Raw genomic sequence first — 21,687 nt, 5'->3', positions numbered from 1 at the left:
TGCGTTCCTTTCAACGCTTGTGCTGTTTGGCCCCCTGAACATAGCAATTAGCTCTATTTCATTATTTCCGGCCAAACTTTTCCTATTACCCACGGTTTATGTCTTCTCTTTTATTATACCAGATACGACAGCGGCGTCAAGGAACCCGTTTTTTTCCGTCCTTCTTCCGCAGGCGCTTCTTGCGCGCTTTCAGGCGCCCCGCTTTTTTCTCCTCATCAGGCGCCAGCTCAAAATCAACGCGCCGCTCCTCAATGCTGACTCCGGAAACCCTGACCTTTACGGCATCACCGATGCGATAGCTTTTGCCGGTGTGCTCACCAACCAGCACCAGGCGCCTGTCGTCATACTGATAATAGTCGTCATCAAGGGTGGAAACATGAACCAGCCCTTCCACCGTGCTGTCAAGCTCCACAAAAAAGCCAAACGACTTGACACCGCTGATGAAACCGCTGAACACTTCCCCGGTCAGCCCTTTCATGAACTCCGCTTTTTTCAAATCAACCGACTCCCGTTCCGCATCCTCGGCGATCTTTTCCCGGAGGGAGGACTGCTGCGCGTAACCGGCCATCAACCGTTCCAGCTGCCTGGTCCTTGCCGCCGGCAGCGAACCCGCCTCCACCGCTTCACAAATGATCCGGTGGATGGCCAGGTCGGGGTAACGGCGGATGGGCGATGTGAAATGAGTGTAGTACCGGGCTGCCAGGCCAAAGTGCCCGATGGCTTCGGGAGCATAACGGGCGTGCTTCATTGACCTGAGCATGGTCATGGTCACAGCCTTCTCCTCCGGCCTCCCTTTGGCCTTTTCCACGATGCGTTGAAAATCTCCTGGAGTCACCTCGCCCCTGCCGCTGGTTTTGATTCGGTAACCGAAGGCCCCCAGGAATTCATTTAGTTCCCTGAGGTCATCCAGGTCCGGTTTCTCGTGGACCCTGTACAAAAAGGGGATTCCCAGACGGCAGCAGTGCCCTGCCACCGTCTCGTTGGCCGCAATCATAAATTCCTCGATAATCATCTCGGCGATGGAACGCTCGCGCTTGGCAATGCCCAGCGGCCTGCCTGCGCCGTCCAGCGTCACCACGGCTTCGGGGAAATCAAAATCGACAGCCCCGCGGCGCAGGCGTTTTTCACGGAGGATGAGGCACAAATCTTTCATCAGCTCAAACATTTCAATATATTCGCCATAGCGCTTCAGGAGCCCGGCATCGCGCTCTTCCAGTATTTTGCGCACAGCGGTATAGGTCATGCGTTCCCTGACCCGGATCACCGACCGGCAGATCTCATAACCCACAACGCCGCCTGTTTCATTAATCTCCATGAAGCAGGTCATGGCCAGCCTGTCCTCGTTGGCGTTAAGGCTGCAAATGCCGTTGGAAAGGCGGGGCGGCAGCATGGGAATGACCCTGTCGACCAGGTAAACGCTGGTACCTCTTTTTAAAGCCTCCTGGTCCAGGAGGGAACCTTCCCGGACATAATAACCGACATCGGCGATGTGAACCCCCAGGCGATAATTGCCGCCCGGCAGGCGTTCCAGGCTGACCGCGTCATCCAGGTCCTTCGCGTCCTCACCGTCTATGGTGACCATTGCCAGCCCGCGCAGGTCCCTGCGCCCCGCATGTTCTTTATTCCCAATAACCAGGGGGATTTTTTCCGCCTCTTTCAATACTTCCGCCGGAAAAACCTCAGGCAGCTGGTATTTACGGATAATGGAGAGCACATCGGCAACGGGATCGCCTTTTTGTCCCAGTATTTCGATTATCCTTCCTTCCGGGCTGCGCCTCGGCCCGGGCCAGCGCGTTATTTCCACTACGACCTTGTCGTTGTCCCTGGCGCTCCCGGCATCCTCCCTAGTTACGAATATGTCGTGCCCGAGCCGCCTGTCATCGGGAACGACAAAACCCAGGCTGCCGTTTCTTTCATAGGTGCCGACAACCCTTTCATTGGCCCTTTTCAGGATGCGGATAACTTTCCCTTCGCTTTTGCGGCCGTTGGCCAGGTGCCGGTAAAGCCTGACGACCACGCGGTCGTTGTGCATTGCCCCGTTAAGGTCTTCGCTCAGGATAAAGACATCCTGTTCGCCGGGGTCGTCGGGTACCAAAAAAGCAAAACCCTTGCGATTCCCCTGGATGCGCCCCACCCGCAGGTTCATTTTTTGAGGCAGCCCGTAGCGGCCCCTGCGGTTTTTTACTATGTCCCCCTGCTTTTCCATTTCAGCAAGCACAGGCACCAGCCGGGAGACGTCTTCGATTTCCAGCACCTCGCCCAGTTCTCCGGCCGTCATTGGCCTGTAAGAATGCCGCATCATGTGTTCCAGGATTTCTTCCGGCGCCACCGTCTTCATTAATCATCACTTCCTTCAAAAGAAAAAGGGCAGTCATCACTATACTGCCCAGTTCGATGCCGTTTATAAACCTAGTTCCTTGCTGATCCCCTTCATCGCTTCAAGGGCGATGCCGATAAACTCTTCCAGGCTCAGCCCCAGCTCGCTGCAGGCGGCAATCCTGTCGCGACTGGCGCCCCGGGCAAACGATTTTTCGTGAAACCTGTTGAGCAAAAACGGCACATCAACCGGCGCCAGCTTTTTGTCCGGCCGGATCAGGGCGCCTGCCACAATCAGCCCGGTGACAGGGTCAGTGGCAAAAAGGGCCTTGTCCATCAGGCTTTTTCTCTCCAAACCGTGAACATGGTTGTGGCATTTGACGGCATAAACCACCTCCGGCGGCACATCTTCCTTCTCCAGCATCTCCCCGCCCACCAAGCTGTGCCTTGGGGGGTCGTCTTTGGTGATCTCGTAATCGATGTCGTGCAGCAGTCCCGCCAGCTTCCAGGTTTCTTCGTCCTCGTGGAAATGCCGGGCCAGGGCCCCCATGACCGCCTCCACCGCGTAAATGTGCTTGAGAAGATTGCCGTTGTGGATGTTTTTCTTCAACAGGGCAAGCGCTTCTTCACGTTTCATCATTTTGTTTTTCCTCCCGACTCCCAGTATCCAGGTAAATTTCCCCTGCTCCCTTCACCATAAAACGGGCTTTGGCTTCCGCCGCGACCTGGCCGTCATCCAGCACGGCCCGGGCCTCGGTATCTATCACCTTGCTCTTGCGCCCGGTTATCCAGGCTTCGAAGCGCACGGGACGGTGGAGGGGGACGTTGCTGCGGAAGCGCACCTCCAGCCGCGCCGTAAATGCCAGCAGCCCCAAAGCGCTGATGGAACGGGACATCACCTCATCGAGAATCGTGCTGGTGATCCCGCCGTGCATAATGCCCGGGTAACCCTGGTGAACCTCGCCGGGAACAAAAGTCGTATAAAGCGTTTCTCCATCCTTGAAAAACTTCAGTTTCAAGCCCTGCGGGTTGAGTTCCCCGCAGCCGAAGCAATGATGGTTGTAATCAAACATGACCTGGAAATACCTCCCTGCTCATTAGAAACCGATCTCTTCCAAAAACTCGCGGACCGCTTGAAATACGAGGGCGCGTTCGCTGCCCAGCGTGACGACATGACCCGACTTTTCGAGCCAAACCAGTTTCTTCTTCTTGCTGCCGATATGCTCGTAAAGAAAACTTGCGCTTTCCGGCTTTACCGCGGCATCGGCCCTGGACTGGAAAAGCAGCGCCGGCGCGCTGATAAGAGCAAGTTCTTCCTTGATCGCCTCAATCAGCAGCATGAGCGAAGAAAAGGCCTTCATGGGGATAACCCCGTAAGAAAACCTGCCTTCAGCCTCATCCCTGGCGAGCTCTTGGGGGGTTTTGTTTTTCGGGTAATACTCCATCCCGGACTTCACAGGTTCATAGGCCCTCGAATCCGCCAGGAACACGGGAGCGCTAAAGGCGACGACCCCTTCAGCCTGGTGGCGGCAGGCCAAACGCAGGACCAGCGTCCCTCCCATGGAAAGCCCCATTGGGACGACCGGTACGCCGCCATACTCTTTTTTTATCCTTAGGTATTCCGCTTCCACGGCGCCGTACCACTCTTGCCAGCCCGTTTTGTTCAGTTCCCGGGGAGAAGTCCCGTGGCCGGGAAGAAGTATCCCCGAAACTCCATACCCTTTATCCCTGAGGTGTTCGCCGAGTATGCGCATGTCGCCGGGAGAGCCGGTAAAGCCGTGCACGAGCAAGCAAAAGAGCCTTTTTTCGCCTTCCCAAAAAAAGGGTTCTGCGCTGCGGTGAACAATGGTCACCACCATCACCTACCCCATGTCCTTGTGCGCCTCCTTCAACATTTCCCTGACCGGCAGGGAGTAAGGGCACCTGCTCTCGCAGAGCCCGCAATCTTGGCAGGCCCCCGCGTTGACCGGAAGCTTCCGGTAGCGGTCCTTGGCCCAGTCCGGCATCCCGTAGCGCCGGTAATAGCTGTGGAGGACAAAATGAGTGGCTATGTCGATGCCCTGCGGGCACGGCTTGCAGTAATCGCACCGGCGGCAAAAGCGGTTTCCCACCTCTTTTGCTTCCTTCAACAGGTATTCCAGTTCGGGCTGCTCCAGCGGTTCAGGCCGCGCAGCCAGGGCGGCGTTTTGCTCGACCTGTTCCAGGCTGTCCATCCCGGGGATGATTGTGGACACGTCCGCAGCCAGCAAAAAACGCAGCGCCAGGTCGGGCCTGGAAAAAGCGCCGCCGGCAAGCGGTTTCATCACGATTATTCCCAGCTGTTCCCGGCGAGCCAGGGGCAGCAGTTCTTCTTCAACCTGGCGTTCGATAAAATTGTAGGGAACTTGGATCGTGTCGAAAGCCCCGGTTTTAATGGCTTCCATTATGACCGGCGGGCGGTGGCCGCTCAGGCCGATAAACCTGATTTTTCCCGCCTCTCGCGCTTTATGAAGGGCTTCAAGCGCCCCCCCGGGTGCCGTTATTTTCTCAATATCTTCCCGGCTGCGCACGTTGTGGCACTGGTACAGGTCTATGTATTCGACAGCCAGCGCCTTTAAGCTCCTGTCAATCTCGTCTTTCATTTTATCATGGGAACGGACCATCGTTTTGGTGGCCAGGACAAGCCCGTCCCTTTTGCCTTTTATGCCCAGCCCTATTTTATTCTCGCTGTCCGTGTACCCGCGTGCGGAATCGAAAAAGTTTATCCCTTTGTCTATGGCCGCTTGTATGACCCTGGCTGCTTCCTTTTCGGAAACGCGCTGGATGGGGATGCCTCCAAAACCCACCAGCGACACGCGCAGTTTTGTTCTGCCCAAAAATTTGTATTCCATTGAAGCCGTATCTCCTTTGCGCAAATCGTCTTATACATTATAACATAATAATAACAAAATAGACCGGAAACTAGCGATTTCTTCAACCCCGGCGACAACAAAAAGGCTCCCCAAAACTCAAGGAGCCTCTGCGGCACAAATAAATTCACAAATGAATTTGCAGTTATCGCCTTTCACCAGGCATCTACATGAAAAGGGGAGCAAAAACAAGCGAGACAATGGTCATCAGCTTTATGAGTATATTGAGCGAGGGACCGGAGGTGTCTTTGAAGGGGTCGCCGACCGTGTCGCCGTTGACGGCGGCGGTGTGAGCCGGCGATCCTTTGCCGCCGTAGTTCCCCGCCTCAATAAACTTCTTGGCGTTGTCCCAGGCCCCGCCGGCATTAGCCATCATTACGGCTACCAGGAAGCCGGAAGCGGTGGCCCCGGCCAGCATGCCGCCCAGGGCCTCTTTCCCCAACCCGGGAAGAAGGCCCACCACCAGCGGGGCAAGCACGGCCAGCAGGCCCGGCACGATCATTTCCCTGATAGCGGCCCCCGTGCTTATGCGCACGCAGTTGGCATAATCGGGCTTGGCTTTTCCTTCCATCAGGCCGGGGATGGTTTTAAACTGCCTCCTGACCTCCTCGATCATCTCAAAGGCCGCTCTCCCCACGGCGCGCATGGTCATGGAAGAAAAAAGGTAGGGAAGCATGGCGCCCAGGAAAAGCCCGGCCACCACGGAGGGATTCAGCAGGTCAATCTGTTTGATCCCGGCAGCCGCCGTGTACGCGGAAAAGAGCGCCAGGGCGGTCAGGGCCGCAGAACCGATGGCGAAACCCTTGCCGATGGCTGCGGTGGTATTTCCCACGGCATCAAGGGAATCAGTTATTTTCCTCACTTTGGGATCGAGGTGAGACATTTCTGCGATCCCGCCTGCGTTATCGGCAACCGGACCGTAAGCGTCAACGGCCACGACCATGCCGGTGGTGGAAAGCATCCCGACGGCTGCCAGCGCAATGCCGTAAAGCCCGGCAAACTTGTAAGCGATAAGAATGGCCAGGACGATCACAATGATGGGAAGGGCCGTACTCAGCATCCCGGTGGCAAATCCCGAGATGATGTTGGTGGCGGCGCCGGTCTGCGAAGCCTTGGCGATTTCTTTAACCGGCTTGTAGTCGCCCGAAGTATAGTATTCCGTAATTTTCCCGATCAGCACGCCGGCAATTAAACCTGCCACCGTAGCGGTGAAGACCCCGGTTCCCGTAACGCTGCCGGTTGCCGGGAGCATCCTGGTGGCCAGCAAATATGTAGCGGCGACGGAGAGAAGCGCAGCCACGTAGGTTCCCATGCTCAGGGCCTTTTGGGCGTTGGATCCTTCGCCCGTCCTGACGAAGAATGTCCCGATAATGGAAGCAAGCACGCCGGCCGCCGCGATGAGAATGGGCAGGATAATGCCGTTGCGTCCCAGGCCCAGCGACACCGCAAGAGCCATGCCGGCAATGATGGACCCGACATATGACTCGAACAGGTCGGCGCCCATTCCCGCCACATCGCCCACGTTGTCGCCAACGTTGTCGGCTATGACCGCCGGGTTGCGAGGGTCGTCCTCGGGGATGCCTGCCTCCACTTTACCGACCAGGTCGGCACCGACATCGGCCGCCTTAGTATAGATGCCGCCGCCGACGCGTCCAAACAGGGCAATGGAGCTGGCGCCCAGGGCAAAGCCGTTGACCACGCTGGGATTATCGAAGATGTAAGTCACGACCCCAAGCCCCAAAAGACCCAGGCCAACCACGGACATGCCCATTACGGCACCGCCGGAAAAAGCTATCCCCAGCGCCTTGTTGGCGCTCTCCCGGGCGGCGTTGGCGGTCCTGACGTTGGCCCTGGTAGCCACATTCATCCCGATGTAGCCAGCCGAAACGGAGCAGACTGCGCCCACGACGAAAGCGACTGCGGTTTCGGGCTGCAGGCTCTCGGCTCCCGGGGTCAGTACGCCGGCCGCAACAATAAACCCGGCCACCCCTATGACAAACAGCACAAGCGTCCTGTACTCACGGAACAGGAAGGCCATGGCCCCTTCATGAATGGCCTCCGCGATCTCCTGCATCGTTTCATTACCCGGGCTCACTTTAGCAATCCTGTTTGCCAGGTAAAAGGCAAACAAAAGGGCCGCCACACCTGCTAAAGGCGCCCAAAACGTGAAGTTCATTCCTTTCTTTCCTCCTTAACAGGTTCTCCTCCCAAGTCTATATGAGGGACAAAGCAATGGTTAATACAATGAAAGACACGGCAAAAATCAAAGACAGCTTGCTCAGGAAATCATCCAGGCCTTTCTTTTTACCGAAGATATTCTCGGCTCCGCCGGCAATGGCGCCCGACAGGCCGGCGCTTTTCCCGGACTGGAGTAGGACGGCAGCGATGAGACCAAGAGATGAAATCACCTGTAAAACCAAAACGACAGTTTTCAAGTCCTTACACACCCCCCTTTTGCCAATCAACAGTGATATTTTATCACAACATAAATTGTTATACAACTTCAAAGTGGGGCCTGTTCCCGGCTTATTTGCGTTCAATCCCTGGAAAACTATATCCCCAGGTTGTAAAAAGCCCTGCGGCCTTTAAAAACGGCCGCGTCCTCCAGTTCTTCCTCTATCCTCAGCAGTTGGTTGTACTTGGCTACCCGGTCTGTACGCGAGGGCGCTCCCGTCTTAATCTGCCCCGCGTTTACCGCCACCACCAGATCGGCAATGGTCACGTCTTCAGTCTCCCCGGAGCGGTGAGAAACAACCGCCGTGTAACCAGCCTGCTTGGCCATTTCAATGGTGTTCAGGGTCTCGGTAAGGGTACCGATCTGGTTCACCTTTATCAGGATGCTGTTGGCGACGCCCATCCGGATGCCTTTCTCAAGTTTTTCGGTATTGGTAACAAAGAGGTCGTCACCCACAATCTGGACCTTTTTGCCCAGTTCTCCCGTCAGGTGCCGCCATCCTTCCCAGTCGTCCTCGGAAAGCCCGTCTTCGATGGAGAGGATTGGGTACCTTCCGGCAAGAGCCGCATAGTACTCCACCATTTGAGCCGAAGATTTGGTCAGCCCTTCCCCGGCCAGGTAATAAGCCCCTTCACGGTAAAGCTCGTTCGCCGCCGTGTCAATGGCCAGGCCGATGTCCTCTCCCGGTCTGTACCCCGCCCGGTGGATCGCTTCCACTATTATTTCCAGGGCTTCCTCATTGGAACTCAAATTGGGCGCAAAACCGCCCTCGTCGCCGACAGCCGTGTTATACCCCTTTTTCTTGAGCACGCTTTTCAAGTTGTGGAATACTTCCACACCCATCCTAAAGGCTTCGGTAAATGAGGACGCTCCCACGGGCGCAATCATGAATTCCTGGATGTCCACGTTGTTGTCGGCATGCTTGCCTCCATTGAGGATATTCATCAAAGGCACAGGGAGCACCCGGGCATTGGAACCACCGATATACCTGTACAGCGGCAGCCCCGAATAAGCAGCCGCCGCCTTGGCCACGGCGAGAGAGACGCCCAGAACGGCGTTCGCCCCCAGTTTGCTCTTGTTGGGAGTCCCGTCCAGTTCGATCAGCCGGCCGTCGATACCGGCCTGGTCCAGGGCATCGGTGTCCAGCAAGGCCGGAGCGATAATGGTATTAACATTGGTAACCGCCTTCATCACTCCTTTGCCCAAAAAACGCTTCTCGTCCCCGTCTCTTAACTCCACGGCCTCGTATGCTCCCGTGGATGCGCCGGACGGGACGGCGGCCCTGCCGAATGAACCGTCTTCAAGCGTAACGTCCACTTCAACGGTGGGGTTGCCGCGGGAATCGAGAATTTCCCGGGCATAAACGTCAATAATCGCGCTCATAAATAATCCACTCCATTCATTCTTTAATCTTTGATTATGAGGCTTTCTCCGGTCATTTCCACCGGTTTTTCAATGTCCATCAGCTCCAGCACGGTGGGTGCAATGTCCTGCAAGCTGCCGCTGCGAAGCCGCATTTTTTGAGTGCCGCGCCCGGCCAGAATAACGGGGACCAGGTTGCAGGTGTGAGCAGTCACGGGCTGGCGGGTTTCAGTGTCCAGCATGCACTCGGCATTGCCGTGATCGGCGGTGATAAGGCAAGCCCCGCCCTTTTCCACGACCTTTTCAATAACTTTTTTCATGCACCTGTCAACCGTTTCAATGGCTTTGACTGCCGCCGCAAACTGCCCTGTATGGCCAACCATGTCCGGGTTGGCGTAATTAATGACAACCAGGTCGTAGTCCTGCTCATCAATCATCTCCACCGCCTTGCCTGTTATCCCGGGCGCGCTCATTTCCGGCTGCAGGTTGTAGGTGGCCACCTTAGGCGAGTCGATAAGGACCCGGTCCTCGCCGGGATAGGGTTCCTCCAGTCCGCCGTTGAAAAAAAAGGTCACATGGGCGTATTTTTCGGTCTCGGCTATCCTCAACTGTCTCAGCCCGGCTTTGCTGACAACCTCTCCCAGGGTGTTGTCCAGGTTCTGGGGAGGAAAGGCCACCGGCGCCTCAAGAGCCGCATCATACTGGGTAAAGCAGACATAATGGAGGCCCAGGAAGCCGCCAGACCTGGCAAAGGCCTTGAATCCAGGCTCGGTGAAGGCGTAGGAAATCTGCCTGGCCCGGTCCGCCCGGAAATTAAACATGATCATCACGTCCTGGGGTTGCACCAAGCCCACCGGCCTGCCCTCATTGTCCACAATGACCGTGGGCTTCACAAACTCATCGGTCAGCTTCATCTCATAGGCTTTTTCCACAGCCTCCAGCGCCATGCTGGCCTTGAGCCCCTCGCCTTCCACCATCGCCCGGTAGCCTTTCTCCACCCTGTCCCAGCGCTTGTCGCGGTCCATGGTGTAATAGCGCCCCGTAACGGTGGCTATTTTTCCCGTTTTGAGTTCTCTCATTTTCTCTTCCAGGGCCCGTACGTACTCCCCGGCATTGGCCGGCGGCACGTCCCGGCCGTCCAGCAGGGCATGGACGAACACCTTTTTGAGGCCCCTGGCGGCAGCCATCTCCAGGAGGGAAAAGAGGTGGTCAATGTGGCTGTGCACACCGCCATCCGAGAGCAGTCCCATCAAGTGCAAGTTCTTGCCGCCTTGAGCTGCTTTATCCATCGCTTCCGTCAAAACTGGGTTCTTTTGGAATTCACCCGTCCGGATGGCCCTGTTTATCCTGGTCAGTTCCTGGTAAACAATCCTGCCCGCCCCGATATTAAGGTGCCCCACTTCCGAGTTGCCCATCTGCCCCTCGGGAAGTCCGACGCTCTCTCCCGACGCCTCCAGCACGGCGTTCGGGTATTGAGCCAGCAAGCTCTCAAAACAGGGCTTGCGGGCAGCGGCGACGGCGTTTCCCTCCTTTTTTCCGGAAACTCCCCAGCCGTCAAGGATGATCAATACTGCCGGTTTATATGCCATTGGTTTTCCTCCTTGGATGAAGAACGTTTAACCGGCTGCCGCCGCGCTCCTGACAATTTCAAAAAAGGACCTACCTTCCAGGCTGGCTCCGCCAACCAGGGCCCCGTCAATGTTTTCTTCTTGGAAATAATCGCCGGCGTTGTCCGGCTTTACGCTGCCGCCGTACTGGATCCTTACGGCGCCAGCCACCGCGTTGCCGTACCTTTTTCGCAGCAGGTCCCGGATAAACCCGATGGTTTCTTCCGCGTCGCCGGCTGTGGCGTTAACCCCGGTGCCAATGGCCCATACCGGTTCGTAGGCGATAACCATTCCGGCGACGTCCTGCCCCTCCACACCGGCCAGCGACTCGAAAAGCTGTTGTTCGCACACTTCCTCCGTACGGCCGTTTCTCTTCTCTTCCAGCGTCTCGCCGATGCATAGCAGGGGAATGAGTTTATGGGCCAGGGCGGATTTTACCTTTTCATTGATAAACTCGTTCGTTTCACCGAAAATGCGCCGTCGCTCGGAATGGCCCACGATAACATGGCTGCACCCCGCGTCCAGCAGCATAAGAGGCGAGACCTCGCCGGTAAAGGCCCCCTTTTCCGCCGGGTGCATGTTCTGCGCGCCCAGCTTTATACCCGTGCCCCGCAGGGCTTCTTTGACCGCGGCCAGAGCAGTAAACGGCGGGAATATCACCACTTCCACCCGGCGGAATGTTTCCGGGTCAGCCGGTAATCCCGTGATAAAATCCCTGGCCTCTCCCAGGGTCTTGTGCATCTTCCAGTTTGCGCCGACAATTGGCTGGCGCATGGCTTACCCCCTCCTCGACTCCTTACTTTTCCTGAAGAACCGCCACGCCCGGCAGGGTCCGGCCTTCCAGGAACTCCAGCGAAGCCCCGCCGCCGGTCGAAATGTGGTATATCCGGTCAGCCAGGCCCGTTTTTTCGACGGCCGCGACCACATCACCCCCGCCGATCACGGTTTTGGCCTTCGCCTCCGCCACCGCCTTCGCAATCTCGTTCGTTCCGCAGGCGAACCTTTCAAATTCGTAGACGCCTAGGGGCCCGTTCCAAAAGACCGTCTTGGCCTGGCCAATGGCCCGGGCATAAGTCTTGACCGTCTCCGGCCCGATGTCCAGGACCATCCAGTCCGCGGGTATGCTGCCGGCCTGCACCACCCTGGCCTGGGCACCGGCGGAAAACCTGTCCGCCACCACCACATCGCCCGGCAGGAGCATTTCTTTTCCGGCCTCTGCAGCCTCCCTGAGGATACTCCCCGCTTCGGCCAGCTTGTCTTCCTCGACCAGGGATTTCCCTGTTTCCTTCCCGCTGGCCTTAAGCAGGGTATTGGCCAGCCCGCCCCCGACCAGCATGGCATCAACCCTGTCCAACAACCTTTTTATGACGGGAAGCTTGTCGCTGATCTTGGCACCTCCCAATACCACGATAAAAGGCCTTTCAGCGTTGTTTACGATCCCGGATAAAACATTCAGCTCCTTTTCTAAAAGAAACCCGGCCACGGCAGGCAGGTAGCGGGCCACGCCCTCCGTGGAGGCATGCGCCCGGTGAGCGGCGCCGAACGCGTCATTAACGTAAATATCGGCCAGCCCTGCCAGCTTCCGGGCCATTTCCGGGTCGTTTTTTTCCTCTCCCGGGTAAAAACGGGTGTTTTCGAGCAGGGCCACCTGCCCCGGTTTGATTTCCGAGCTGACCCGCGCGGATTCGTCGCCGCCGCAGTCGCCGGCGAAAAGCACTTCCTGCCCCAGCAGAGAACTCAAATGTTTCACCAGCGGCCTGACGCTCAGTTCAGGCACAACCTTGCCCTTAGGCCGGCCAAGGTGCGTCATGATGAGCACCGCAGCCTTGTTCTCCAGCAGGTACCTGATGGTGGGCAGGGCATAAATCATGCGGGTATCGTCGGTGATTTTCCCGTTTTCTATGGGGACATTGAAATCGACGCGCAGGAGGACCTTCTTTCCCCCCACATCGATGTCCCGAACGGTCTGTTTATTCATCGTTTCGCCTCCGTTTAGTTTTACCGGCTACAATCTTTCCGCGATATAACGGGCCAGGTCGACAACCCGGCAGGAATAGCCCCACTCGTTGTCATACCAGGCGACCACTTTGACCATGCTGCCGTCTACGACCATCGTGGAAAGCCCGTCAACTATCGAGGAATGAGAATCACCGTTATAGTCCCTGGAGACAAGCGGTTCGTCGGAATAAGCCAGGATGCCTTTCAATTCGTTTTCCGCCGCTTCCTTAAGGCCGGCGTTCACTTCTTCCACCGTGACCGCGCGCTCCAGCTCGGCAACAAAGTCCACCACCGAGACGTTGGGAGTCGGCACGCGCATGGCAAACCCGTTCAGCCTGCCTTTCAGTTCCGGCAGCACCAGGGTTACAGCTTTGGCCGCTCCCGTCGTGGTCGGGATAATCGACATGGCCGCAGCCCTGGCTCTCCTCAAGTCTTTGTGGGGAAGGTCCAGGATCTGCTGGTCGTTTGTATAGGAATGCACCGTGGTCATCAACCCGCGCCGCACCTTGAATCTGTCATGCAGGACCTTGACGAGCGGGGCCAGGCAGTTGGTGGTGCAGGAAGCATTGGAAATAATATTGTGCTTCTCCGGGTCGTAGCTGTTCTCGTTTACACCCATAACTATGGTGATGTCCTCTCCTTTGGCGGGAGCGGAAATGATCACTTTTTTCGCTCCCCCTTTCAGGTGCGCCCCGGCTTTTTCGGCATCGGTGAATCGGCCCGTCGATTCGATGACAATATCAACCCCCAGCTCTTTCCAGGGCAGCGAGGCGGGGTCTTTCTCGGCAAGCACTTTAATCTCCTTGCCGTTGACGACGATCGCCCCTTCTTTCGCCTCAACCGTCCCCTCGAAACGGCCGTGAACCGAATCGTACTTCAACAGGTGTGCCAGGGTGGCAGAATCGGTCAGGTCATTCACGGCGACAAAATCAAGGTCGTTTTTTTGTAACGCCGCCCTGAACACATTCCTGCCGATGCGTCCGAAACCGTTAATCCCCACTTTTTTCATGATTAAATATACCCCCTCGTTTATTTAATGTTCGAGTATTTCCTTAATCCTCTCAGCAGCCCCCTGGTCGGTGAAAAGGGTATGAACAAACCCGTTTTTCAACACGGCCATGATTGCCTCCGCTTTGCTGCTTCCGCCCGCCACCGCCGCCACCATTTCCAGCCTGGACAGCTCCTCCAGCGTTGGTCCCACGGTGGGGGTTGTTATCACCACCGAACCGTCGGCGGCAAAAAAACAGCCGAAAGCCTCGCCTGCAGGCGGTTTCTCTTTTTGGGCGAAAAGCTCCTGCCAGTCAAGGTCGCGCCGGCTGGCCATGACCTGGGGAATACCTATCCCGTGCAGTAAAAGGTTGGCGCGTTTCGATAGATTAATGACTTCCTGCACTTTATGGTCAGCCAGGAGGCTCTCCAGCGCCCCGCCCACGATCCCGTCAGGCACATGCAGCAGGCGGTAGGCGGCTCCCAGACCCCGGGCAATGGCTGCCGCAATCGTGTTTGCCTGGATTTCCACGTCTTCGCCGAGACCCCCGCGGGCCGGCACAACCAGCAGCTGTCTTTTCCCGTGGGCCGGAGGCACACTGCGCGCCACCTCGGCCATCGTTGTCCCGCCGGTCACGGCAATTACCCATCCGTCGCGCGCCGTATCCCGGATAAAACGGCCGACCGCTTTGCCCAGTTCTCGCAGGGTGCTGCGGTCCTTATCGACATCGCCGGGCACAATCACGACTCGTTTTAAGCCCGTCTTCTGGCTGATATAGTTTTCCAGGAGGGAAAGCCCCTGCACCCTGTGCAGCAGGCTCGCCATCTCCGGCAGCAGTGACTCGCACTCCGGGGTGAGGGAAACGCCGGATAAGTCCGACACCAAAAGCTGTTGGTTTTTTAAAAAATCCAGCTCGGCGCGGACAACCCTTTCCCCAAGCGAAAGCTGTTCCGCCAGCAGGCGCCTGCCAATAGGCTGGTTGAAACTTACAGCCCGGAGTATATTATACCGCCTTTCCAATAAAACTATTATCTCCGGCGCCAATTTCACCAGCAGGTCTTCCATATCTTTCAATAAAAAGCCCCCCTCGGGTCATATTATGTCCCGGCCATCTACTATTATGTCCCGGCAGTTTAATAAATAAACATGGTGCTGTGCCGCCTGTACCGCTCCCTATTATTAATTTAGCAAATAAACCTTCGAGTTACAAGATTATTTCCAAAATTTTACCTTAAAAAATCAGTATCGCTTGCGAAAACCCGTGTTGGGTATGCCCATTCCCTCACGGTATTTGGTAACCGTGCGGCGGGCGATTCTGATGCCGCGAGAGTTGAGTATATCGGCGAGCTTTTGATCGCTGTAAGGCTTGCAGGGGTTTTCCTCCCTGATGATTTCCTGCAACAGTCTCCTGATGCTTTCCGAGGAAGCGCTTTCGCCCTTGTCCGTATTGAGGCCGGAATTGAAAAAAAACTTGAATTCAAAGATGCCGTGCGGTGTCTGAATGTATTTGTTGGCCGTGGCCCTGCTCACCGTCGATTCATGGACGTTGATCCTTTCGGCGACCTGCTTTAGGGTTAAAGGTTTAAGGTGTTTTATGCCGTGGTCAAAGAACTGCCGCTGCATGCTTACCAGGGCGCTGGCCACCTGGTAAATCGTCATTCGCCTCTGCTCGATGCTGCGAATCAGCCAAAGGGCCTGGTTGAGTTTATTCTCAACGAAACCTCTCGTAACATCGTCCGCTTCGCTGCTTTTTTTCAAAATTGCGCTGTATGTCTTGTTGATGGTCAAATGAGGTATGTGGTTATCATTGACCAGGATGATATAGTCGTTATCAATCCTTTCCACCAGGACATCAGGCACGATGTAGCGAACGTCGTCCCCTCCGAACGAAGCCCCCGGCCTGGGATTCAAGGTTTTTATCAGGTCGGCCATTTCCTGTACCTTGGTGATGGGAAGATTCAGCACCTGGGCGACCTTGCTCAATTTTCCGGCGGCTATGTTTTCAAGATGCTTTTCCACCAATTCATACAAAGCGGGATCGCTGACGCCTTTTTGTTTCAGTTGAATCAACAGGCACTCGCTTAAGCTGCGCGCCCCCACCCCAATCGGGTCAAACCCCTGGATAACGGCAAGGACCTTTTCAATCTTTTCACCGGTCGTTTTTAAATCAAGGCTCGCTTGTTCCACGGTAACCGCCAGGTACCCGCTGGAATCAATATTCCCGATTAAATAGCGCGCAATCCTGGACTCTTCCCGGTTAAGGCGGAGGTAACCCAGCTGGGAGAGGAGGTACTCGTGCAAACTTGTCCCCCTGGTTATGAAATTTTCAAACGAAAACTCGGTTTTGACTTCCTGGGGCTGCCTTGGCTCAGATAAATCGCGCGTTTCCTGCAAATAATCTTCCCAGTCTATTTCGGCTTCCTTTTTTTGCTCCTTTTCCTGCCGGGGATAAATTTCTTCTTCATTAATCTCGATCAGCGGGTTTTCCGTAAGCATCTGGTTTACGTAATCAGTCAATTCCAACGAAGAGAGCTGGAGAATTTTAATGGCCTGGCGCAGCTCGGGAGTCATTACCAATTTCTGGGTCTGTTCAAGACGCAGTCCATAATTGATATTCATCCATCTCCCCCCTTTTGTTTTCTCGCTTGATCTCGCCGTATCACTTATTCTTTTATTTTTTCTTTATTTTTTTTTAAATTCCTGCTTTCCATCAAATAAACCTTATCTAAATTATATCCTCCTGAGCCAATTAATTCTAGCCGGTTGGCTGCTGCCAGGCCATAAAAAGCAAAAGGCACGCGGTCTTTGAACCACGCGCCTCCAAAAAAACAGCTTCACTCAGGGTTGGGAGCACCTACCGGGCAAACATCGGCACAGGCGCCGCATTCTGTGCACTTACTAGGGTCAATGACGTATTTGCCGTCCCCCTCACTGATAGCACCGGCCGGACATTGAGCTTCGCAAGCGCCGCAAGAAATGCACTCATCGTTAATCGCGTAAGCCATGTTATCACCTCCACTCGTCTTAAAAAACTCCAACCGCTATCAATTATACTAAACTTATCAAGATATAACAGCAATAAAATTGATTTTTTATGCCTTGCTGAAGAAAATTTATGTTTGGAAACGGCTTCTCAATTCCTCGCTTATTTCTTCTATTCTCCGCATCCTGTGGTTTACTCCCGACTTGCCGATGGGGGGATCCATCATCTCTCCCAGTTCCTTCAGGCTGGCATCGGGGTTGTCCAGGCGCAGGCGGGCAATCGACTGCAGCCGCGAAGGCAGCCTGTCAATACCTATCACCCGGTCAATGAACCGGATGTTTTCGACCTGTTTCAAAGAGGCGTTCACGGTTTTGCTCAAATTGGCCGTTTCACAGTTGACCAGCCGGTTGACCTGGTTGCGCATCCCCTTGATGATCCGGATATTTTCAAAATTTAGAAGGGCCTGGTGGGCGCCGATGATGTTTAAAAACGCGGATATTTGATCGCTTTCCTTCAGGTATACAATATGGCATCTTTTTCTGCTGCTCACCTTGGCCTGCATTCCCAAAAACCGGTTAATCAGGGCGGCCAGGGAATGGGCATAATCCAAATCTCCCGTGATTATTTCCAGGTGGTAGTTTCCTTCCGGGCTGCTGACCGAGCCGGCGCCCAGGAAAGCGCCGCGCAGGTAGCTGCGGCGGCAGCACTGCGATTTTACCAGGGACTTTTTAATTCCTGGAAAGATGGACCCGTCACCTTTTATGACCCCGAGCCTTTTCAGGAAGCCGCTCATCCCTGGGTTGGGAAGCAGGTGAACATGGTAAAGGTTTGTTTTCCTCAGGAACGTTCTTTTTTGGACGCGTATTTCCACTTCCGAATTCAAAAGGTTTTTGGCCAGTCGAAAAATTTTCCTGGCAACCGCGGCGCTTTCTGTTTTGACCTGAAGGCCGATCCTGTGCCCGGCACTGATGTTAATGGTCCCGTCCATCCTAACCAGGGCCGCAAGCTCCGCCAGCTGGCAGCAGCTTTTTTCCGGCAGGATACGCGCCAGCTCGTCCTTAGCCTGGGTGGAGAAAGACATTTTACTCCCCCCTGAAATTTTCGGTTATTTTATCCAGAGGTCCCCACGGCCGGCGGCGGTCGACGTTATCATCAAAAACTGCGGGCTGCTTCAATCCCAAAATATGCCTGACAATCAGGCGCGCCAGCTTGTGGGGATTGTGGCGGATATAGTCGCCCTCTTCACTGAGAGCATCGGAAATCACTTTGACCGGCAGTTTGCCCAGCACGTCCATGTCTATTTCCACGACCCCGGCGCCTTCCCTGGCGTATCTCTCCCTGAGCGGCAGCGGTATTTCCTTGTTGTTGACTATCATGTACTGGACCAGGTTGGGAAACGAGTGGCGAAAGATGGCCTCCAGGTGGTCACTGGCTTTGTGCTGCAAGGTTTCGTTGGGCTGAGTCATAATATTGCAGACGTATATTTTTTTCCCCGGGGCGTCCCGTACCGCCTCCGCTATCCCGGGAACCAGCAGGTTTGGAATCACGCTCGTATAAAGGCTCCCCGGTCCCAGGATCACGGCGTCGGCCTCCATGATGGCTTCGACCGCTTCCGGAACGGGCACATGGTTGTCGGGAACGGCGAACACCCTCTTTATGGGCTTGGGGGTCCTGTTAATACTCGATTCGCCCATGATTATCGAACCGTCCTGCAGTTCCGCCGCCAGCACGATATGGTCCAGGGTGGACGGTATGACGCGCCCGCGAATCGCCAGGACCTTGCCGATTTCCCGGATGGCGTATTCAAAACTGCCGGACAGGTCGGCCATGGCGGCGATGAGGAGATTGCCCAGGTTGTGCCCGGCCAGTTCTCCCTTGGTGAAGCGGTAGTTGAACAGTTTCTCCATCACCGGCTCGGTATCCGCCAGCGCAACCAGGCAGTTGCGGAGATCGCCCGGCGGGAGGATGCCGAACTGGCCCCTCAGCCTGCCGGAACTTCCCCCGTCATCGGCCACTGAAACGACAGCCGTAAGGTTTGAGGTGTATTCCTTTAGGCCTCTCAATAAAACAGCCAGTCCCGTGCCGCCCCCGATCACCACCAGGCGAGGCCCCCTTTTCAGGTGGTGCTTCTGGTAAACGTTTTTTAGGCGGAAACATTCTTTCAACCTCATACCGGATCCCTCTCCGCGCCTTTAGGCATATCGCGGTGCCGCACGGACACCCTGTACTCGCTGCCGGATAGCATTTCTCCCATCCGGTTGGCCAGCACAACCGAACGGTGGCGGCCGCCTGTGCAGCCTATGGCTATCACCAGGTGGGTCTTCCCTTCGTCCAGGTAATGGGGAAGCAGGAAGTTGAGCAGCTCGTAATATTTCAATAGAAACTCCGCGGTGACGGGCGATTGGAGAACATACTCCTTCACTTCTTCTTCATTGCCAGTAAGCGCGCTCAGCGAAGGGTCATAAAAAGGGTTGGGAATGAAACGCACATCAATGACCAGGTCGGCGTCAAGCGGTATGCCGTATTTGTAGCCGAAGGACATTACCGTAATGTTCATCCTCACCTTTTCGTTCTGCGGGCCGTAAAGCTCGACTATCTGGGTCTTGAGCTGCCCGGTCGTCATCTCCGAGGTGTCGATGATCTTGTTGGCGATACCGCGAAGCTCCTCGAGGCGTTTGCGTTCCAGGAGTATGTCCTCCAGCAGCCTCCCCTGGCCGGAGAGCGGGTGACGGCGCCTGGTTTCTTTGAAACGCTTGACCAGGACTTCCGTGCTGGCTTCCAGGAAAAGGATTTCATAAGGATACTCGTTTTTCCGCAGTTCCTCCAGGGCGAAAAAGAGGTCGTCAAAAAACCGTCCTCCCCGAGCATCGATTACCACGGCTATCTGTTCTATTCGCCCCTTGGCTTCCAGGCAAAGCTCGGCGAACTTGGGCAGCAGGGCGGGCGGCAGGTTATCCACACAAAAAAAACCCAGGTCTTCCAACGCCCTGATGGCGTGCGTCTTCCCCGCTCCCGATAAACCGGTGATGATCAGAAAAGCGAAACCGTTTTTTGTTTCCATATCCCTTTTCACTCCTCCTCGTGCAGCGCATTGCGCACGCGCTCGCAGGGCACTCCCGCTTTTTCCAGCACCCAGGACCCGTAATCCAGGCAGCCGACGGTTTCGGGAAAATGGGCATCGCTGTTGACAATAAAGTCAACACCGCAGCGGGCGGCTTCCAGGACTTCCCGGCAGGAAGGAAATCTATGCCCCGTGTTAATTTCCCAGGCCACGTCCCGGGCGCAGCAGGCTCTCGCCGCCTCCGGGATGTCGATTTCCATCTTGAGCCCGGGGTGGGCCAACGCCGTCACGCCGCAGGAGTGTACCGCCTCGACAACGGCTTTGGTATTCCAGTTTTTTACCCGCTTTTTTAAAAAAGAAAACCTTCCCGGCGCCTGGTTCGCCAAAAGCCAGGCCGCCCCCGCCGCTTTTTGGGGCAAAACATAAGGGTGCAGTCCTACCAGCAGGTAATCCAGTTGTTTAATCACCTTTTTGCTCAGGTCAAGCCTCCCGTCAGGACCAATGATGTCCGCCTCAGCGCCGGTGTACAGCTGCAGGTCGGGATAACCGGCCTGCAGGGCGCGCAATTTTTCTTTTATCGTGAGATAGACTCCCTCGTCTTTCACTCCCGTACCTATGCTGGCCGGGCCGTGCTCCGCCAGGCCGAATTCTTTCAGGCCCCGGCGGCTGGCGGCCTCGACCATTTCCTCCACTGTTCCCCGGCCGTCGCTGAGGGTGGTATGAACATGGTAATCGCCAAAAAATTTCACCTTTCCCCTGCTCCTTTTTACCGGCGCCAGTAAATACTATCTACAAATATTATTAGACAGGGGACCCGTTTTATAACTCTCTTTTCAGACCGCTCAGAACCAGGTTCTCGATGGCTTCCGCCACACCATCGTCGTCGTTGCTGCGCGTAATGTAGCGGGCTGCCCGTTTTACTTCCGGCGCGGCATTTTCCACAGCCACGCCCAACCCTGCAAATTCAAGCATATCTATATCATTCCAGCTGTCGCCTATGGCCATCACCCGGGAAGGCGCCAGCCCCAAACTGCGGGCCAGGCTCTCCAAGGCCCTGCCCTTGGTGGCTTCCTTGTGCCCGATTTCCAGAAAATTCGATTTTGATTTTGTTATGTTTATCGTCCCAGCAAACTCTTTCTTTAAATCTGCAATAAGATAATCTATTTCCGGTTCCTCGACAATGACCAGCATCTTGGTAGGGTCCTGCGTCAGTGCTGCCCGGAGGTCTTCAACCAGGTGGACGGGAACCCTGGCTATACCGGCATAGCGCTGGCCTTCCGGAGAGTCCTTTTCCATGTATAATTCATCGTTAATATACACGTTGACATGGTACCCGTATGGTTTCAAGAACCTTGACACTTCCCTGGCCAGGCCAAGAGGCAGGGGCTGGTGATAAACAACCCTCCCGTCGGCGTACTTGACCAGCGCCCCCTGGTAAGTAATCAACGGCAGGTCAAGGTTTAAATCGCGGGCAAAGGGAAGCGCCGAAGCAAACATGCGTCCTGTGGCTAAAGTAACGGCGACACCGGACTCCACTGCCCTTGTTATGGCTTTTTTGGCCCGCGGCGAAATGGTCAAGTCGTTTTTAAGCAGGGTATCGTCCAGGTCAATGGCAATCAATTTAATATCCGGCACAATAAACCTCCCGTTATATCAAGCATTTGCCCGCCGGCTAATCTTTAACCAGCGAGGTAAGAATGAAGCTGGCGATGGAAAGAAGGATCGAGCCAAAAACCGCCGTCAAGAAGCCGCGCACCTCGAACCCGGGAACGAGAGCGGCCGCCAGCTTCAACATGATCCCGTTTATGACAAAGGTAAAGAGTCCCAGGGTAAGGAAGTTGAGCGGAAGCGTAAGGATAATGAACAAAGGGCGGATCACGGCATTGACGATCCCCAGGACAAGAGCCGCCGCCAGGGCCGCGCCAAAACCGCTCACCTTTATGCCCTCCAAGAGGTACGCGGTGATGCCAAGGGCCACGGTGTTCAGCAGCCAGCGAATGAGGAGATTCATGGCAATTTGCCCCCTTTT

General features: G+C 55.6%; 22 protein-coding genes. All 22 read right to left on the bottom strand.

Going from position 1 to position 21,687, the window contains the following annotated elements; genetic code table 11:
• Positions 1-136: 136 nt before the first annotated feature.
• Complete coding sequence (rnr, locus tag NUV48_05805) at positions 137-2,338, bottom strand: ribonuclease R (GenBank protein MCR4441656.1); 2,202 nt, start codon at positions 2,336-2,338, stop codon at positions 137-139.
• Between the two features lie 63 nt (positions 2,339-2,401).
• A complete protein-coding gene (locus NUV48_05800) occupies positions 2,402-2,953 on the bottom strand; it encodes an HDIG domain-containing protein (GenBank protein ID MCR4441655.1) in 552 nt (183 codons plus the stop codon).
• Positions 2,943-3,389: a PaaI family thioesterase gene (locus NUV48_05795; protein MCR4441654.1), complete on the bottom strand. Its 447-nt coding sequence runs from the start codon at positions 3,387-3,389 to the stop codon at positions 2,943-2,945. Before NUV48_05795 ends, NUV48_05800 begins: the two co-directional genes overlap by 11 nt.
• 24 nt (positions 3,390-3,413) lie before the next feature.
• The gene (locus NUV48_05790; protein ID MCR4441653.1) at positions 3,414-4,175 is read right to left on the bottom strand and encodes an alpha/beta fold hydrolase; all 762 of its coding nucleotides are present in this window, start codon (positions 4,173-4,175) and stop codon (positions 3,414-3,416) included.
• A 3-nt stretch (positions 4,176-4,178) separates the two neighbouring features.
• Positions 4,179-5,186, bottom strand: coding sequence for an aldo/keto reductase (locus NUV48_05785; GenBank protein ID MCR4441652.1), 1,008 nt, complete (start codon positions 5,184-5,186; stop codon positions 4,179-4,181).
• Positions 5,187-5,370: 184 nt separating this feature from the next.
• Positions 5,371-7,380, bottom strand: coding sequence for a sodium-translocating pyrophosphatase (locus NUV48_05780; GenBank protein MCR4441651.1), 2,010 nt, complete (start codon positions 7,378-7,380; stop codon positions 5,371-5,373).
• Between the two features lie 37 nt (positions 7,381-7,417).
• Positions 7,418-7,639 carry a preprotein translocase subunit SecG gene (gene secG, locus NUV48_05775; GenBank protein MCR4441650.1) on the bottom strand — a complete coding sequence of 74 codons (222 nt, stop codon included), beginning with the start codon at positions 7,637-7,639 and terminating at the stop codon, positions 7,418-7,420.
• A 116-nt stretch (positions 7,640-7,755) separates the two neighbouring features.
• Positions 7,756-9,042 (bottom strand): phosphopyruvate hydratase, encoded by a 1,287-nt coding sequence (gene eno / locus NUV48_05770; GenBank protein ID MCR4441649.1) that lies wholly within the window; start codon positions 9,040-9,042, stop codon positions 7,756-7,758.
• Positions 9,043-9,065: 23 nt separating this feature from the next.
• A complete protein-coding gene (gene gpmI, locus NUV48_05765) occupies positions 9,066-10,610 on the bottom strand; it encodes a 2,3-bisphosphoglycerate-independent phosphoglycerate mutase (GenBank protein ID MCR4441648.1) in 1,545 nt (514 codons plus the stop codon).
• Between the two features lie 27 nt (positions 10,611-10,637).
• Complete coding sequence (tpiA, locus tag NUV48_05760; GenBank protein ID MCR4441647.1) at positions 10,638-11,402, bottom strand: triose-phosphate isomerase; 765 nt, start codon at positions 11,400-11,402, stop codon at positions 10,638-10,640.
• 22 nt (positions 11,403-11,424) lie between these two features.
• A complete protein-coding gene (locus NUV48_05755; protein MCR4441646.1) occupies positions 11,425-12,606 on the bottom strand; it encodes a phosphoglycerate kinase in 1,182 nt (393 codons plus the stop codon).
• A 27-nt stretch (positions 12,607-12,633) separates the two neighbouring features.
• Complete coding sequence (locus NUV48_05750) at positions 12,634-13,638, bottom strand: ArsJ-associated glyceraldehyde-3-phosphate dehydrogenase (protein MCR4441645.1); 1,005 nt, start codon at positions 13,636-13,638, stop codon at positions 12,634-12,636.
• Positions 13,639-13,659: 21 nt separating this feature from the next.
• Positions 13,660-14,679 (bottom strand): DeoR family transcriptional regulator, encoded by a 1,020-nt coding sequence (locus NUV48_05745; GenBank protein MCR4441644.1) that lies wholly within the window; start codon positions 14,677-14,679, stop codon positions 13,660-13,662.
• A gap of 174 nt (positions 14,680-14,853) precedes the next feature.
• Positions 14,854-16,233 (bottom strand): RNA polymerase factor sigma-54, encoded by a 1,380-nt coding sequence (rpoN, locus tag NUV48_05740; protein MCR4441643.1) that lies wholly within the window; start codon positions 16,231-16,233, stop codon positions 14,854-14,856.
• Between the two features lie 44 nt (positions 16,234-16,277).
• The gene (locus tag NUV48_05735) at positions 16,278-16,412 is read right to left on the bottom strand and encodes a hypothetical protein (GenBank protein ID MCR4441642.1); all 135 of its coding nucleotides are present in this window, start codon (positions 16,410-16,412) and stop codon (positions 16,278-16,280) included.
• A gap of 36 nt (positions 16,413-16,448) precedes the next feature.
• Complete coding sequence (locus tag NUV48_05730) at positions 16,449-16,619, bottom strand: 4Fe-4S binding protein (protein ID MCR4441641.1); 171 nt, start codon at positions 16,617-16,619, stop codon at positions 16,449-16,451.
• A gap of 108 nt (positions 16,620-16,727) precedes the next feature.
• Positions 16,728-17,678, bottom strand: a complete 951-nt coding sequence (gene whiA, locus NUV48_05725) for a DNA-binding protein WhiA (protein ID MCR4441640.1) — start codon at positions 17,676-17,678, stop codon at positions 16,728-16,730.
• A gap of 1 nt (position 17,679) precedes the next feature.
• The gene (locus NUV48_05720) at positions 17,680-18,768 is read right to left on the bottom strand and encodes a YvcK family protein (GenBank protein ID MCR4441639.1); all 1,089 of its coding nucleotides are present in this window, start codon (positions 18,766-18,768) and stop codon (positions 17,680-17,682) included.
• The gene (gene rapZ, locus NUV48_05715; GenBank protein ID MCR4441638.1) at positions 18,765-19,658 is read right to left on the bottom strand and encodes an RNase adapter RapZ; all 894 of its coding nucleotides are present in this window, start codon (positions 19,656-19,658) and stop codon (positions 18,765-18,767) included. Before rapZ ends, NUV48_05720 begins: the two co-directional genes overlap by 4 nt.
• Before the next feature lie 8 nt (positions 19,659-19,666).
• Positions 19,667-20,407 (bottom strand): PHP domain-containing protein, encoded by a 741-nt coding sequence (locus NUV48_05710; GenBank protein ID MCR4441637.1) that lies wholly within the window; start codon positions 20,405-20,407, stop codon positions 19,667-19,669.
• Positions 20,408-20,477: 70 nt separating this feature from the next.
• Positions 20,478-21,293, bottom strand: a complete 816-nt coding sequence (locus NUV48_05705) for a Cof-type HAD-IIB family hydrolase (protein ID MCR4441636.1) — start codon at positions 21,291-21,293, stop codon at positions 20,478-20,480.
• Between the two features lie 37 nt (positions 21,294-21,330).
• The gene (locus NUV48_05700) at positions 21,331-21,669 is read right to left on the bottom strand and encodes a phage holin family protein (protein MCR4441635.1); all 339 of its coding nucleotides are present in this window, start codon (positions 21,667-21,669) and stop codon (positions 21,331-21,333) included.
• Between the last annotated feature and the right edge of the window lie 18 nt (positions 21,670-21,687).

The sequence above is a fragment of the Peptococcaceae bacterium genome (assembly GCA_024655825.1).
Lineage (GTDB): Bacteria > Bacillota > Peptococcia > DRI-13 > PHAD01 > JANLFJ01.
Note: the sequence above shows the minus strand (reverse complement) of the source record. Positions and strands in the feature narration are given on the sequence as shown.

What these genes read in the sequence shown, in the direction of transcription:
- NUV48_05730 (MCR4441641.1), bottom strand. Translation starts at nt 16,619, where the DNA reads ATGGCTTACGCGATTAACGATGAGTGCATTTCTTGCGGCGCTTGCGAA.
- NUV48_05700 (MCR4441635.1), bottom strand. Translation starts at nt 21,669, where the DNA reads ATGAATCTCCTCATTCGCTGGCTGCTGAACACCGTGGCCCTTGGCATC.
- NUV48_05785 (MCR4441652.1), bottom strand. Translation starts at nt 5,186, where the DNA reads ATGGAATACAAATTTTTGGGCAGAACAAAACTGCGCGTGTCGCTGGTG.
- NUV48_05745 (MCR4441644.1), bottom strand. Translation starts at nt 14,679, where the DNA reads ATGGAAGACCTGCTGGTGAAATTGGCGCCGGAGATAATAGTTTTATTG.
- NUV48_05755 (MCR4441646.1), bottom strand. Translation starts at nt 12,606, where the DNA reads ATGAATAAACAGACCGTTCGGGACATCGATGTGGGGGGAAAGAAGGTC.
- whiA (MCR4441640.1), bottom strand. Translation starts at nt 17,678, where the DNA reads ATGTCTTTCTCCACCCAGGCTAAGGACGAGCTGGCGCGTATCCTGCCG.
- NUV48_05720 (MCR4441639.1), bottom strand. Translation starts at nt 18,768, where the DNA reads ATGAGGTTGAAAGAATGTTTCCGCCTAAAAAACGTTTACCAGAAGCAC.
- rapZ (MCR4441638.1), bottom strand. Translation starts at nt 19,658, where the DNA reads ATGGAAACAAAAAACGGTTTCGCTTTTCTGATCATCACCGGTTTATCG.
- eno (MCR4441649.1), bottom strand. Translation starts at nt 9,042, where the DNA reads ATGAGCGCGATTATTGACGTTTATGCCCGGGAAATTCTCGATTCCCGC.
- NUV48_05780 (MCR4441651.1), bottom strand. Translation starts at nt 7,380, where the DNA reads ATGAACTTCACGTTTTGGGCGCCTTTAGCAGGTGTGGCGGCCCTTTTG.
- NUV48_05795 (MCR4441654.1), bottom strand. Translation starts at nt 3,389, where the DNA reads ATGTTTGATTACAACCATCATTGCTTCGGCTGCGGGGAACTCAACCCG.
- NUV48_05800 (MCR4441655.1), bottom strand. Translation starts at nt 2,953, where the DNA reads ATGAAACGTGAAGAAGCGCTTGCCCTGTTGAAGAAAAACATCCACAAC.
- tpiA (MCR4441647.1), bottom strand. Translation starts at nt 11,402, where the DNA reads ATGCGCCAGCCAATTGTCGGCGCAAACTGGAAGATGCACAAGACCCTG.
- gpmI (MCR4441648.1), bottom strand. Translation starts at nt 10,610, where the DNA reads ATGGCATATAAACCGGCAGTATTGATCATCCTTGACGGCTGGGGAGTT.
- rnr (MCR4441656.1), bottom strand. Translation starts at nt 2,338, where the DNA reads ATGAAGACGGTGGCGCCGGAAGAAATCCTGGAACACATGATGCGGCAT.
- NUV48_05790 (MCR4441653.1), bottom strand. Translation starts at nt 4,175, where the DNA reads ATGGTGGTGACCATTGTTCACCGCAGCGCAGAACCCTTTTTTTGGGAA.
- rpoN (MCR4441643.1), bottom strand. Translation starts at nt 16,233, where the DNA reads ATGAATATCAATTATGGACTGCGTCTTGAACAGACCCAGAAATTGGTA.